The sequence below is a fragment of the Streptomyces sp. NPDC097617 genome, assembly GCF_044761485.1.
GTDB lineage: Bacteria > Actinomycetota > Actinomycetes > Streptomycetales > Streptomycetaceae > Streptomyces.
In genome coordinates this window covers 184718-198776 of the sequence record NZ_JBIWCL010000013.1, presented here as the reverse complement: position 1 = coordinate 198776, position 14059 = coordinate 184718, and the positions used below count along the sequence as shown (strand labels likewise).

Sequence of the window (14059 nt, the reverse complement as noted above, 5' to 3'; positions counted from 1 at the left end):
CGTCACCCTGGCGGGCTCAGGCGAGGCTGACCGTGCGCGCCGAGACGGCGCCGATCTCGGAGGCGATGTCCGCGAGGACCTCCGCCGGTACGGCGGCGTCGACGGTGAGGACGGCGAGCGCCTCGCCGTGCGCCTCGGCACGGGCGACCTGCATGCCCGCGATGTTCAGACCGCCCTCGCCGAGCACGCGGCCGACGGTGCCGACCACGCCGGGGCGGTCGGTGTAGCGCAGCACGACCATGTGGTCGGCGAGCGCCAGGTCCACGTCGTACTCGCCGATGCCGACGATCTTCTGAAGGTGCTTCGGGCCCGCGAGCGTGCCGGAGACCGAGACCTCCGAGCCGTCCGACAGGGTGCCGCGCACGGTCACCACGTTGCGGTGGTCCGGGGACTCCGAGCTGGTGGTCAGCCGGACCTCGACGCCGCGCTCCTGCGCGAACAGCGGGGCGTTGACGTAGGAGACCGTCTCGTCGACGACGTCCTCGAAGACACCCTTGAGGGCGGAGAGTTCCAGCACCTTGACGTCGTGCTGGGTGATCTCGCCGCAGACCTCGACGTCGAGGCGGACCGCGACCTCGCCCGCGAGGGCGGTGAAGATGCGGCCGAGCTTCTCGGCGAGCGGGAGGCCCGGACGGACGTCCTCGGCGATGACGCCGCCCTGGACGTTGACCGCGTCCGGCACGAGTTCACCGGCGAGGGCCAGGCGCACCGACTTGGCGACCGAGACACCGGCCTTCTCCTGGGCCTCGTCCGTGGACGCGCCGAGGTGCGGGGTGCAGACGACCTGGTCGAGCTCGAAGAGCGGGGAGTCCGTGCAGGGCTCCTTCGCGTACACGTCGAGACCGGCGCCGGCTACGCGGCCCTCCTTGATGGCCGTGTACAGCGCGGCCTCGTCCACGATCCCGCCGCGGGCGGCGTTGACGATGCGGACGGACGGCTTCACCTTGTGCAGGGCCTCGTCCCCGATGAGACCGAGGGTCTCGGGGGTCTTGGGCAGGTGCACGGTGATGAAGTCGGCGACCTCGAGGAGCTCGTCCAGCGCCAGCATCTTGACGCCCATCTGGGCGGCGCGCGCGGGCTGTACGTAGGGGTCGTAGGCGACGACCTTCATGCCGAAGGCCGACATGCGCTGGGCGACCAGGACGCCGATGCGGCCGAGGCCGACGACGCCGAGGGTCTTCTCGCTGAGCTCGACACCCGTGTACTTGTTCCGCTTCCACTCGCCGTTCTTCAGGGCGGTGTTGGCCTGCGGGATGTTGCGGGCGGTCGCGACGAGCAGGCCGCAGGCGAGCTCGGCCGCGGTCACGATGTTCGAGGTCGGGGCGTTGACGACCATCACGCCGGCCTTGGTGGCGGCGGAGACGTCCACGTTGTCCAGACCGACACCGGCGCGCGCGACGACCCGCAGCTTCTTGGCCACGGCGATGGCCTCGGCGTCGACCTTGGTGGCGGAGCGGACGAGGATCGCGTCGGCGTCGACGATCGCCGGCAGCAGCTCGGCGCGGTCGGCGCCGTTGCAGTGGCGGATCTCGAAGTCGGGGCCGAGCGCCTCCACGGTGGCGGGCGACAGCTCTTCGGCGATGAGTACGACAGGTTTCGAGCTCACGTGGGTCCTCACAAGTCCAGTGCGGACGGCCGTCCCGACGGCCGCAGGCGGTGGAGGGGGTAGCCGCGTGGAAGACGCACGACACTGTGGGCCTGACGCGTATGTGTTGAGCAGTGTAGTGGCGCTGACGGGCCGGATTTCCGCCTGTACGGAAGGATCACCCGTCCGTGGTTGGCCAGGGTGGACAAGCCGCGCCTCCCGGGGCCGGTCTCCCGGCGCGAAAACCCGTCCGGTGATGCACGGCGGGGCCGGGACTCCAGGTGTCCCGGCCCCGCCGTCACGAGATCAGCTCTCGTCGTTGTCGACCCAGCTCATCAGCTTGCGGAGCTTCTTGCCGGTGGTCTCCAGCAGGTGCTCCTCGTCGGCCTTCTTGTACGCGTTGTACTTCGGCAGGCCGGCCTTGTACTCGGCCATCCAGGTGTTGGCGAACTCGCCGCTCTGGATCTCCGCGAGGACCTTCTTCATCTCGGCCTTGGTGGCGTCGGTGATGACGCGGGGACCGGTGATGTAGTCGCCCCACTCGGCGGTCTCGGAGACGGACCAGCGCATCTTCTCCAGGCCGCCCTCGTACATGAGGTCCACGATGAGCTTCAGCTCGTGCAGGCACTCGAAGTACGCGATCTCCGGCTGGTAGCCGGCCTCGGTCAGGGTCTCGAAACCGGCCTTGACCAGGGCGGAGGCGCCACCGCAGAGGACGGCCTGCTCACCGAACAGGTCGGTCTCGGTCTCCTCGGTGAAGGTGGTCTTGATGACGCCGGCGCGGGTGCCGCCGATACCGGCCGCGTACGAGAGCGCGAGCGCGAAGGCGGAACCGGTGGAGTCCTGCTCGACGGCGGCGATACACGGAACGCCGCGGCCCTCCTCGTACTGACGGCGCACCAGGTGGCCCGGGCCCTTCGGGGCGACCAGGGCGACGTCCACGTTGGCCGGGGGCTTGATGAAGCCGTAGCGGACGTTGAAGCCGTGACCGAAGAAGAGCGCGTCGCCCTCCTCGAGGTGCTCCTTGATGGACTCCTCGTAGATCTCGGCCTGCAGCGGGTCCGGGGTGAGGATCATGATGACGTTCGCCCAAGCGGCGGCCTCGGCCACGGGGACGACCTTCAGACCCTGCTCCTCGGCCTTGGCCTTGGACTTCGAGCCCTCCTTCAGACCGACGACGACGTCGACGCCGGAGTCACGGAGCGACAGCGCGTGGGCGTGGCCCTGGCTGCCGTAACCGATGACCGCGACCTTGCGGCCCTGGATGATGGACAGGTCGGCGTCGTTCTCGTAGAACAGCTCGGCCACTGGGATATCTCCTTGGTGCGCTGGTGTTGCTCCCACCGTACGGCGGGGAACGGAATCTGAGTTTCTCGGTCTCGCTATGCGAGCAGAGCGTGTCCGACCCGGCTTACGTGTCCGCTGTGCCGGTCCGGGCGGTCGGGCCCGGCGTCAGGCGCTGCGGTCGAGCGCGCGCAGGCTGCGGTCCGTGATGGACCGGCCGCCACGCCCTATGGCGATCGTGCCGGACTGGACGAGCTCCTTGATGCCGAAGGGCTCCAGCATCTTGAGCATCGCGCCGAGCTTGTCGGTGCCGCCGGTGGCCTCGATGGTGACGGCCTCCGGGGAGACGTCGACCGTCTTGGCACGGAACAGCTGGACGATCTCGACGATCTGCGAGCGGGTCTCGTTGTCGGCGCGGACCTTCACCAGGACGAGCTCGCGCTCGATGGCGTTGTGGGACTCCAGCTCGACGATCTTGAGCACGTTGACCAGCTTGTTCAGCTGCTTGGTCACCTGCTCGAGCGGGAGGTCCTCCACGTTGACGACGATGGTGATGCGGGAGATGTCGGGGTGCTCGGTGACGCCGACCGCGAGGGAGTCGATGTTGAACCCGCGGCGGGAGAACAGCGCGGCGATCCGGGCGAGGATGCCGGGCGTGTTCTCGACCAGGACGGAGAGCGTGTGCTTGGACATGTGGGGCGTTCTCTCTCTCGGGCTCTCTCGGCTCAGTCGTCTTCGTTGTCGCCGAAGTCGGGACGGACGCCCCGGGCTGCCATGACCTCGTCGTTGGAGGTGCCGGCGGCGACCATCGGCCACACCATGGCGTCCTCGTGGACGATGAAGTCGACCACGACGGTACGGTCGTTGATCGCGTTGGCCTCGGCGATGACCCTGTCCAGGTCGGCCGGGTCCTCGCAGCGCAGCGCCACGCAGCCCATGGCCTCCGACAGCTTGACGAAGTCCGGGACGCGGGTGCCCTTGCGGGGCGCGATCGACTCGCCGAGCTGGGAGCCGACGGTGCCGTGGCCCGTCTCGTCGGCGTGCAGAACGGTGTTGGAGTACCGCTGGTTGTAGAACAGGGTCTGCCACTGGCGGACCATGCCCAGCGCACCGTTGTTGATGATCGCGACCTTGATCGGGATGTTGTTCAGGGCGCAGGTGGCCAGTTCCTGATTGGTCATCTGGAAGCAGCCGTCACCGTCGATCGCCCAGACCGTGCGCTCGGGCATGCCGACCTTGGCGCCCATCGCGGCCGGGACCGCGTAGCCCATGGTTCCGGCGCCGCCGGAGTTCAGCCAGGTGCGGGGCTCCTCGTACTTGACGAAGTGCGAGGCCCACATCTGGTGCTGGCCGACGCCCGCCGCGAAGATCGTGCTCTTCGGCGCGAGCGCGCCGATCCGCTCGATGACCTGCTGGGGCGAGAGGCTGCCGTCGGCGGGCAGGTCGTAGCCCAGCGGGTAGGTGTCGCGCCAGCGGCTGAGGTCGTTCCACCAGGCGGTGTAGTCGCCGGCGTTGCCCTCGGTGTGCTCGGCCTGGACGGCCTGGATCAGGTCGGCGATGACCTCGCGGGCGTCACCGACGATCGGGACGTCGACCGCGCGGTTCTTGCCGATCTCGGCGGGGTCGATGTCGGCGTGGATGATCTTGGCGAAGGGGGCGAAGCTGTCCAGCTTGCCGGTGACGCGGTCGTCGAAGCGGGTGCCGAGCGCGATCAGCAGGTCCGACTTCTGCAGCGCGGTGACGCCGGTGACGCTGCCGTGCATGCCCGGCATGCCGACGTGCAGCGGGTGGCTGTCGGGGAAGGAGCCCAGCGCCATCAGGGTGGTGCAGACCGGGACGCCGGTCAGCTCGGCGAGGACCTTCAGCTCGGCGGTCGCGCCGGACTTCATGACGCCGCCGCCGACGTACAGGACCGGGCGCTTGGCCTGGCAGATGAGCTTGGCGGCCTCGCGGATCTGCTTGGCGTGCGGCTTGGTGACCGGCCGGTAACCGGGGAGGTCCTGGGTGGGCGGCCACGAGAAGGTGGTCTTCGCCTGCAGGGCGTCCTTGGCGATGTCGACCAGGACCGGGCCGGGGCGGCCGGTGGCCGCGATGTGGAAGGCCTGGGCGATCGTCCGCGGGATGTCCTCGGCCTTGGTGACCAGGAAGTTGTGCTTGGTGATCGGCATCGTGATGCCGACGATGTCCGCCTCCTGGAAGGCGTCGGTGCCGATCGCCTTGGAGGAGACCTGGCCGGTGATCGCGACGAGCGGGACGGAGTCCATGTGCGCGTCGGCGATCGGGGTGACCAGGTTGGTGGCGCCCGGGCCGGACGTGGCCATACAGACGCCGACCTTGCCGGTGGCCTGCGCGTAGCCGGTGGCGGCGTGGCCGGCCCCCTGCTCGTGGCGGACCAGGATGTGACGGACCCTCTTCGAGTCCATCATCGGGTCGTACGCGGGAAGGATGGCGCCGCCCGGAATACCGAAAACGGTGTCGCACCCCACCTCTTCGAGAGAGCGGATGAGGGACTGCGCACCCGTGACGTGCTCAACTGCGGCGGACTGCTGTCCGCCGGAACGGGGCCGCGGCTGCGGATGGTGGGCCCCGGTGGCCTGCTCGGTCATCGGCATTCTCTTCTCGAAGCTGAGGGTTCTACGCGGATTCGACTCTGTGCCAGTGCAACAAAAAACCCCTCGTGCCAGGAGGCAAGCGAGGGGAGCGCGTCGGGGGTGTTGAGCGGGGACATGCAGGTCCCGGCTTCAGCCGACGCGCTTTCCAAGTACGAGAATTCGGGTGCGCATGGCACTGACCCTCCCTCTGGCGGGAGGGTGATGTCAAGTAGGTGGGACGGGCGTCTCATTATGTGAGCCTCTGCGCAGGGCCATCGACCCCCCGGGGGAGCCGCCGGCCAGTGCTGGTTGGGCCGCTCCGCCCGGCACTGGGAACGTACCGCGCACCAGCGCACGGCGCAGCCTGTACTCGTCGAGCGGTCCGGAAAAGGCCATTCCCTGGCCGTGCGTGCACCCCATCGCGCGCAGCGCCAGGACCTGCTCGGGCAGGTCCACCCCGTCCGCCACCGACCGCATGCCGAGGTCGTTTGCGATCCGCAAGAGACCGGCTGTGATCTTGTGCAGTCGGGCGGACTCGACCACCCCCTCCACCAGGCCCCGGTCCAGCTTGAGCATGTCCACGGGGAGGCGGCGCAGGGCGCTGATGGCCGCGTAGCCGCTGCCGAAGCCGTCCAGGGAGATACCCACCCCGAGCCGGTGCAGGGCCGCCAGGCGGCGCTCCAGGTCGTCGAAGGGCACTCTGGGATCGGATACGGCGAGTTCCAGCACGAGGGCCCCGGAGGGCAGTCCGTGCCGGGTCAGCAGGGCCTCCACCGCGCCGAGCGGCATGGACCGGTCCAGGAGCCGCTGGGCGGTCATCCGTACGGCCACGGGGACGTCGTGCCCGGCCCGGTGCCGGTCGGCGGCCTGCCCCACGGCCTGCTCCAGCAGCCAGCGCCCCAGCTCGGCGGTGCGCGAGGCGTCCTGGCCGGCGGCGCCGTGGCCACCCGCACCGCCCGCTCCCCCCTCGCTGTACTCGGCGACCCGCAGGAACTCCGCCGGGGTGAAGAGGATCCCCTGGGCGGAGCGCCAGCGGGCCTGCGCGGCGACAGCGGCCACCTCCCCGGTGGTCAGCGAGACCACGGGCTGGTGCAGCAGGGCGAACTCGCCCTCGTGCAGCGCGGTCCGCAGCCGGCCCGCCAGCTCGGCCTTGCGCACCACCTCGGCCTGCATCTGCGGGGCGTACATCTCGACCCGGTCCTTGCCGCCCGCCTTGGCCCGGTACATCGCGAGATCCGCGTTGCGCATCAGGTCCGAAGGGGTGATGCCGGGGTCGGCGAAGGCCACGCCGATGCTCGCGGCGACCCGCACCTCGCTGCCGCCGATCCGGTACGGCTGGGCGAGAGTGGTGCGCAGCCGGTCGGCGATCTCGCGCACCTGGTACTCGCGGGCGCCGGGGTCGCGGCTGCCGTCACCCAGGATCAGCGCGGCGAACTCGTCGCCGCCGAGGCGGGCCGCGGTGTCCCCGGCCCGGACCGAGTCCTGGAGCCTGCGCGCGGCCTCGATGAGCAGCTCGTCACCGGCCTGGTGGCCGATGGTGTCGTTGACGGCCTTGAAGCCGTCGAGGTCGATGAAGAGCACGGCGGTGCTGTGGTCGCCCGCCCGCCGTCCGCTCAGGGCCTGCCGCACGCGCCGGGTGAACAGCGCGCGGTTGGGCAGGTCGGTCAGCGGATCGTGCTCGGCGCTGTGCTGGAGCTGGGCCTGGAGCCGGACCCGCTCGGTGACGTCGCGGCTGTTGAGGATGAGCCCGCCCTGGTGGCGGTTCACGGTGGACTCCACATTGAGCCACTCGCCGCCGCCGGATTTGAAGCGGCACTCGATGCGGGTGGTGGGCTCCTCGGTGGGCGGTGCGGCGAGGAAGCGGCGTACCTCGTGGACCACCCGGCCGAGGTCGTCGGGGTGGATCAGGGTGGCGAGCTCGGAGCCGACCAGCTCCTCCGCCTCGCGGCCGTAGACCCCGGCGGCGGCGGGGCTGACGTAGCGCAGGGTTCCGGTGGGGGCCGCGATCATGATGACGTCGCTGGAGCCCTGCACCAGGGAGCGGAAGTGGTTCTCCTTCTGGGCCAGTTCCTGGGTCAGCGCGATGTTGTCGAGGAGCATGATGCCCTGGCGGATGACGAGGGCGAGCACGACCGTGCAGCCGGTGAAGACGACCATCCGGTCCACCTTCCGGCCGTCCACGACGTTGTAGAGGATGCCGAGGGTGCAGACGGCCGCCGCGAGGTACGGAGTGAGGGCGGGCAGGGAGCCGGTGATCGGGCGGCTGTGCGTCCGGTCCGCGCGCGGGCGCCCGGCCGGTTCCGGGCCCGGGTGCAGGCGCCGGGCGCCCCAGGGCGCGTACGCGAGGAGCAGCGAGCCCGCGAACCAGCCGGCGTCGAGCAGCTGTCCGGACTGGTATTCGGCGCTGAGCAGGGGCGAGGTGAACAGGGCGTCGCTGAGCACGGTCAGGGCCAGTGCCGCGATGGCGGTGTTGACGGCGGAGCGGTTGGTCTCGCTGCGCCGGAAGTGCAGCACCAGGACCATCGAGACGAGCGCGATGTCCAGGAGTGGATAGGCGAGGGAGAGCGCGGCGCGCGGGACGCTGCCGGGGGCGCCGGACTGGGCGGTCCGCGCCGCGTGGGCCAGGGCCAGGCTCCAGGAGAGGGTGAGCAGGGAGCCGCCGATGAGCCAGGAGTCAAGTCCGAGGCACACCCAGCCGGCGCGGGTGACCGGGCGTTTGGCGAGGACGAGCAGGCCCACGATGGCGGGCGGGGCGAAGCAGAGGAAGGCGAAGTCGGCGAGCGAGGGTTTCGGCACTTCCTCGCCGAGGATCACCTCGTACCAGCCCCAGACCGCGTTGCCGCAGGCGCCCATGAGGGAGGAGAAGGCGAAAAGCAGCCAGGCGGGGCGTTCGCGGCTGTCGATCGCCCTCGCGTAGGAGTAGCAGGAGACCGCGGCGAGCAGGCCGGCCGCGCTGAGCCCGAAGTCGCCCATGATCTCGGCGACTTCCTCCGAGCCCCAGTTGAGGGCGGCGCCCACGGCGTACCCGCCGCTGACCACCGCGAGGAGCAGCTGCATCGCCAGACCTTTGCCTCCGCCGGAGACGGACGGCCGGTTCAGGAGCGCCACCCCCGGGGTGCTCACCGGCCCCCCTCGCCGGCTGGTTCGGGTGCAGCCCAGTTTCGGCAGCGTCGCCTCCGGCGGCTGTGCCGCGTCGGATCCTTCGTCCATTGGCCGTACATCGCCCGTCGCCCCCCAAAGTGTCCGATCACTCCCCAGCGCCAGACGTTCGCGGCGCAGCCCCTTCTTCCGGACGATACACCACTTTCGTCACTCAGGGGCATAGTCCCTCTACTCTCCGTTACCGACTGGGGAGTTGATCGCACCGAGCGCATTCGGGTGACTGCGGAGCGTGCGCGTCGCCCGTCACGCGGTGATCAACACCGTGTGCTCCACCGGCTCTCCGGCCGCGAACCGGGTGAGCTGGCGGGCCAGCAGCCGCTTGGCCCTCGGCTCGAACGCCGAGCTGCTGCCGCCGACATGAGGTGTGATCAGGACATTCGGAGCATGCCAGAGCGGGTGACCGGCGGGCAGCGGTTCCGGGTCGGTGACGTCCAGCGCCGCGCACAACCGGCCCGACTCCACCTCCGCCAGCAGGGCTTCGGTGTCGACGACGGGCCCGCGCGACACGTTCACCAGCAGGGCGCCGTCCTTCATCCGGCCGAGGAAGTCGGCGCCGACCAGGCCGCGGGTCGTCTCGGTCAGCGGGGTCACGAGGATCACCACATCGGCCGACGGCAGGAGCGCCGGCAGATCCGCGAGGGCGTGCACGGGCCCGCGGGCGCCGGCCCGCGCCGTACGCGCCACCCGGGCGACCGGCCCGACCTCGAAGGCCACGAGCCGGTCCTCGACGGCCGAGCCGATGGATCCGTAGCCGATGATCAGAACCGACTTGTCGGCGAGTGCGTCGTAGAACCCGGAGCGCCACTCCTCCCGGTCCTGGCCGCGGACCATGCCGGGGATGCCGCGCAGGGAGGCGAGGGTCAGCGCGAGGGCGAGCTCGGCGGTGCTGGCCGTGTGGACCCCGACGGCGTTGCACAGCCGGACGCCGGGGCGCAGGTCGCCGAGGCCGCCCAGGACGTGGTCGATTCCGGCGGTCAGCGTCTGGACGACCCGGACGGCGGGCATCGCCGCCAGCGGGCGCACGGTGACCTCGGCGGACTTCATGTAGGGCGCCACGTAGAAGACGCAGTCGGCCGGATCGGCCGGGAAGGCGTCCTCGCCGTCCCAGAGGCGGTACCGGAAGCAATCGGGGAGGCCCTCGATCTCCTCGGCGGGGAACGGAAGCCAGACATCCGGGGTCATTGCAGTCATGATCACGAGGCTATGCCAAGGCATCCGGATCAAGCCGTTAGTTTGAGGGCCGGAGCCGGAGGGGGACGCAGGGGTGGAGCGCAGGTCGATCGGGGCGGGAGCGCTGACCGTGGGCGCCGTGGGCCTCGGCTGTATGCCGATGAGCTGGGCGTACGCGCCTTCGCGCCGGCGGGGGCACGAGTCGCTGGCCGCCGTGCACACGGCGCTGGACCTGGGGTCGAACCTGCTGGACACGGCCGATGTGTACGGGCCGTACACCAATGAGCTGCTCCTGGGGCGGGTGCTGCTGGATCGCCGGTCCGAGGCGTTCGTCTCGGCCAAGGTGGGACTGCGGGCGGGTGAGCAGCACGTGGTCGCCGACGGGCGGCCCGGCTATCTGCGCAGGGCCTGCGACGCGTCGCTGCGGCGGCTGCGGACCGACGTCATAGACCTCTACCAGCTGCACCGGGTGGATCCCGACGTGCCGGTGGAGGAAACCTGGGGCGCCATGGCGGAGCTGGTGGGCGCGGGCAAGGTGCGGGCGCTGGGTTTCTGCGCGCTCGGCGCGGGGGCCGGGCCGGGGGCGGGGCGCAGCGGGGACCGGGGGTACCGCACGACGCTGCGGCATCTGGAGCGGCTGCAGCAGGTGTTCCCGGTGAGCGCGGTGCAGGCGGAGCTGTCGGTGTGGTCGCCGGAGGCTGCCTGGCAGCTGCTGCCCTGGTGCGCGGCGCGCGGGGTGGGGTTCCTGGCGGCGATGCCGCTGGGCAGCGGGTTCCTCACGGGGACGCTCACGCCGGGCGAGGGCTTCGAGCCGCAGGACGTGCGGGCCCGGCATCCGCGGTTCACAGCCGAGGCGATGGCGTCGAACCAGGTGCTGCTGGCGGGGCTGCGGCGGGTGGCGCGGCGGCACGGTCCGCAGGTCACGGTCGCGCAGGTGGCGCTGGCGTGGGTACTGGCCCAGGGTCCGCACGTGGTGCCGGTGCCGGGGGCCGACCGGGCGCCGTGGGCGGCGGAGAACGCGCGGGCGGCGGAGGTCCGGCTGTCGGCCGGGGACCTGGTCGAGATCGCGGCCCTCCCGGTCGAAGTGGGAGCCTGGGACTGACCCGGGGCCGGAACGGGCCGGCTCCACGACCACTCGATCGAGTGTACGAGTGGTGGAACTTCGGGAACTGCCGAAGCTGTTGAGACAGATGGAAGGCAGGATCGGAGGACCGGAAGGGAGCAGGGCGATGCGATACGGAAGTTCTCCCGGGCAGGCGGGGTCGGTGGGCGCGGGCGGGCGGCGCCGGGGTGTGCTGGCGGCGCTGGCGCTGGCCGGCTGCGGCGCCCTGCTGACGGCGGGATGCGCGCCGCAGAGCGCCCCGGACGCGGGGCCAAGCGGCTCTCCACCGGGCAAGGCCGCGGCCGGATCGGGGTCACCGGGGCCCTCGGGGGGACCGTCCGCCTCGGCGGAGCCCACGGGACCGCCCGCGAAGGGGACGGTGACGGTGACCGGCGAGGTCGCCAAGGGACTGGAGTCGCCGTGGGGTGTGGCTCCCCTGCCGGGCGGGGACCTGCTCGTCGCCTCGCGGGACAAGGGGACGATCAGCAGGGTCGCCGCGGGCTCGGGCCAGGTGACGCAGATCGGCAAGGTGCCGGGGGTGGCCCCGGGCGGGGAGGGCGGGCTGATGGGCCTCGCCCTGTCGCCCGACTTCGCGTCGGACCGGCTGGTGTACGCGTACTTCACGACCGAGTCCGACAACCGCATCGCCCGGCTGCGCTATGACGAGCAGAGACCACCCGGACAGCAACTGGGCGCGCCGGACACGGTGTTCCGGGGCATACCCAAGGGCCTCATCCACAACGGCGGCCGGATCGCCTTCGGCCCGGACAAGATGCTCTACGCGGGGACGGGCGAGACCGGCGACAAGGGGCTCGCACAGGACAAGAAGTCGCTGGGCGGCAAGATCCTGCGGATGACCCCGGACGGGGATCCGGTGCAGGGCAATCCGGAGGCGGACTCCGTCGTCTACTCCTACGGGCACCGCAATGTGCAGGGCCTCGCGTGGGACAAGGACAAGCGGCTGTGGGCGGCCGAGTTCGGCCAGAACACCTGGGACGAGCTCAATCTCGTCGAGCCCGGCGCCAACTACGGCTGGCCCGAGGCCGAGGGGAAGGCCGGCAGGCCCGGCTTCCGGGATCCGGTGGCCGTGTGGAAGACGGACGAGGCCTCGCCGAGCGGGATCGCCTGGGCGGAGGGCTCCATCTGGATGGCCGGGCTGAAGGGACAGCGGCTCTGGCGGATCCCCCTGGCCGGTGCGCAGTTGGCGGCCGAGCCGGAGGCCTTCCTGGAGGGCCGGTACGGACGGCTGCGGACGGTGGTGCCCCTCGGCGGGGACCGCATGCTGCTGGTCACGAGCGAGACGGACGGACGTGGGTCGCCGGAGTCGGGCGACGACCGGATCCTGACCCTGACGGTGCGGTGACCAGCAGTCCCCGATAGCGGCCGAAGGGCTGGCCGTCTTCGGGGAGATGAAGAGCTCCTCGGCGATCTTCCGGTTGGTGCTGCCGGCCGCCACCAGGCGCAGCACGTCCCGCTCGCGGCTGGTCAGCCCGAGCGCCTCGACCGGGTCGGTCCGGGGTGCGGGCGGGCCGGCGGGCGACCCGGTGTCGGTCAGCGGAAGCCGGGCGCGCTGGGCCAGCAGGGCCAGGTCCTCGCGCAGCCTGCGTGAGCCGATCCGCTCGCTGGTGGCGTAGGCCTCGCGGAGCAGGGCGGCCGCGGGATCCCGGTCGCCGGCGGCCAGTAGGGCCTCCGCGAGCCGGTGGCAGGCCCTGGCCAGCAGGTACGGGCGCTCCAGCGGGCGGACGGCCCGCTCGACGGCGACCCAGTCGGCGAGGGTGTCCCGGGCCTCGGCCCGCAGCAGCTCGGCCCGGACGTACTCGGCGTGGGCGGTCCACACCGGGACCGGGGTGGCGAGGGAGCGGGCGGCGGTGCGCAGCACGGCGAGGGCGGCGTCCCGGCCGGCCTCGGCGGCGGGCAGCCCCCGGGCGTCCGCCTCCGCCGAGGCGGCGGCGAGCAGCAGCGGCCAGGCGTAGCGGTGCTGCCCGAGAGGGAATCCGTAGGCGGCGGCCGCGGCCGTCTCCGTGCGGACGTCCGCGATCCGGCCCTCGCTTGCAGCCAGTCCGATCGTGAGGCGGGACAGCGGTATCCGGTGCTGGGGCTGGGTCTCGTGGGTGCCGAAGTGGGTGAGGGCCGCGGCGAGCTGGTGGGCCGCCTCGGTCAACTCGCCGCGGGCCAGGGCCAGGTAGGCCAGCCGTGCGGAGGCGGAGCCGCGCGGCGCCGCGCTCTGGCCGACGAGCAGGGTGCGCCGGGCCGCCTCGGCGGCCTCGTCCCAGCGGCCGAGGCTGTACAGGCTCTCGGCCATGTTCCCGCAGACCCAGGCCTCGCTGTCCAGGAGCCGGGACCTGCGGACCGGTTCGACCCCTTGTTCGGCCAGTTCCACGGCTTCGCGGGACCGGCCCAGGCTTTCCAACTGAGAGGTGAGATTGATATGAGCACGACCGGCCAGCAGGGTGAGCCCGAGTTCCGTGGCCCTTTCCCCGACCGCGCGCATCTCGGCGAGGCCGCCCGCGGCATCGCCGGAGTCGGTGAGCAGGCAGCCCACCGTGATCCGGGCGTTGAGCTCGGTCTCCTCGGCGCCGACCATGCGCGCGTACTCGACGGCGCGTTCGGCGGCGGCGAGGTTGCCGGGGCCCGGCTTGTGGAGCATGCCCCAGCCCGCGGCCCGGACCAGGACCTCGGCGTGCACCTGGGACGGGGGCAGCCCCCGGACGAGTTCCTGCGCCCTGGCGATCTCCTCCCAGCCGTCGCTGCGCCCGAGGCCGGCGATCAGCCGGGAGCGCTCGGTCCAGAACCAGGCGGCGCGCAGCGGGTCGCGGTCGTCCTCCTGGCCGGCGGTAGCGGCGGCCAGCTCCTCGGGCAGCAGTCGGCGCAGGGCGCGCAGCGCCGTCGAGAAGGGGGCGAGGGGAAGCCCCTCCGCCCCGATCTCCACACAGCCTCCGACGGCGACGACGGCGCCGCGGCGGTCCGCCTCGCAGAGGAACTCCTCGGTGAGGCGGGTCTTGCCGACTCCGGCCTCTCCCCCGATGAGCATCGCCTGCGGTTCCCGGCCGGCGGCTCGGGTCAGTGCGTCGGTGAGTACGGCCAGTTCGTCGGCGCGGCCGACGAACACCGGGCTGACAGATCTGCTCTCCACGCCGCCGAGCATCGCACAGACGTCCTGCCCGG

Annotated in this window: 8 protein-coding genes and 1 pseudogene; 2 read left to right on the top strand and 7 right to left on the bottom strand. The window is 71.7% G+C overall.

What is annotated here, in order from left to right; all coding sequences use genetic code 11:
- Positions 1-16: 16 nt before the first annotated feature.
- The 6 genes from serA to ACIQZO_RS21985 all read right to left on the bottom strand — a co-directional run bounded on the left by serA (position 17) and on the right by ACIQZO_RS21985 (position 9813).
- Entirely contained in the window at positions 17-1606 is a 1590-nt protein-coding gene (gene serA, locus ACIQZO_RS22010; protein WP_403628470.1) for a phosphoglycerate dehydrogenase, read from the bottom strand.
- A 285-nt stretch (positions 1607-1891) separates the two neighbouring features.
- A complete protein-coding gene (ilvC, locus tag ACIQZO_RS22005; RefSeq protein WP_403628468.1) occupies positions 1892-2893 on the bottom strand; it encodes a ketol-acid reductoisomerase in 1002 nt (333 codons plus the stop codon).
- Positions 2894-3037: 144 nt separating this feature from the next.
- The gene (gene ilvN, locus ACIQZO_RS22000) at positions 3038-3562 is read right to left on the bottom strand and encodes an acetolactate synthase small subunit (RefSeq protein WP_267824446.1); all 525 of its coding nucleotides are present in this window, start codon (positions 3560-3562) and stop codon (positions 3038-3040) included.
- A 32-nt stretch (positions 3563-3594) separates the two neighbouring features.
- Positions 3595-5481 (bottom strand): acetolactate synthase large subunit, encoded by a 1887-nt coding sequence (locus tag ACIQZO_RS21995; RefSeq protein WP_403628466.1) that lies wholly within the window; start codon positions 5479-5481, stop codon positions 3595-3597.
- A gap of 204 nt (positions 5482-5685) precedes the next feature.
- Positions 5686-8517, bottom strand: a complete 2832-nt coding sequence (locus ACIQZO_RS21990; RefSeq protein WP_403628522.1) for a putative bifunctional diguanylate cyclase/phosphodiesterase — start codon at positions 8515-8517, stop codon at positions 5686-5688.
- Positions 8518-8865: 348 nt separating this feature from the next.
- Positions 8866-9813, bottom strand: a complete 948-nt coding sequence (locus tag ACIQZO_RS21985; protein ID WP_403628464.1) for a 2-hydroxyacid dehydrogenase — start codon at positions 9811-9813, stop codon at positions 8866-8868.
- 73 nt (positions 9814-9886) lie between these two features.
- Here ACIQZO_RS21985 and ACIQZO_RS21980 point away from each other — a divergent pair, with 73 nt between their 5' ends.
- Together ACIQZO_RS21980 and ACIQZO_RS21975 are read left to right on the top strand one after the other, a co-directional pair.
- Entirely contained in the window at positions 9887-10894 is a 1008-nt protein-coding gene (locus tag ACIQZO_RS21980; RefSeq protein ID WP_403628462.1) for an aldo/keto reductase, read from the top strand.
- Positions 10895-11021: 127 nt separating this feature from the next.
- Positions 11022-12257: a PQQ-dependent sugar dehydrogenase gene (locus tag ACIQZO_RS21975; RefSeq protein WP_403628520.1), complete on the top strand. Its 1236-nt coding sequence runs from the start codon at positions 11022-11024 to the stop codon at positions 12255-12257.
- Between the two features lie 75 nt (positions 12258-12332).
- On the opposite strand, the pseudogene ACIQZO_RS21970 reads toward ACIQZO_RS21975, so the two are convergent.
- A pseudogene (locus tag ACIQZO_RS21970) lies at positions 12333-14039 on the bottom strand (AAA family ATPase); the annotation flags it as partial.
- Positions 14040-14059 lie beyond the last annotated feature (20 nt).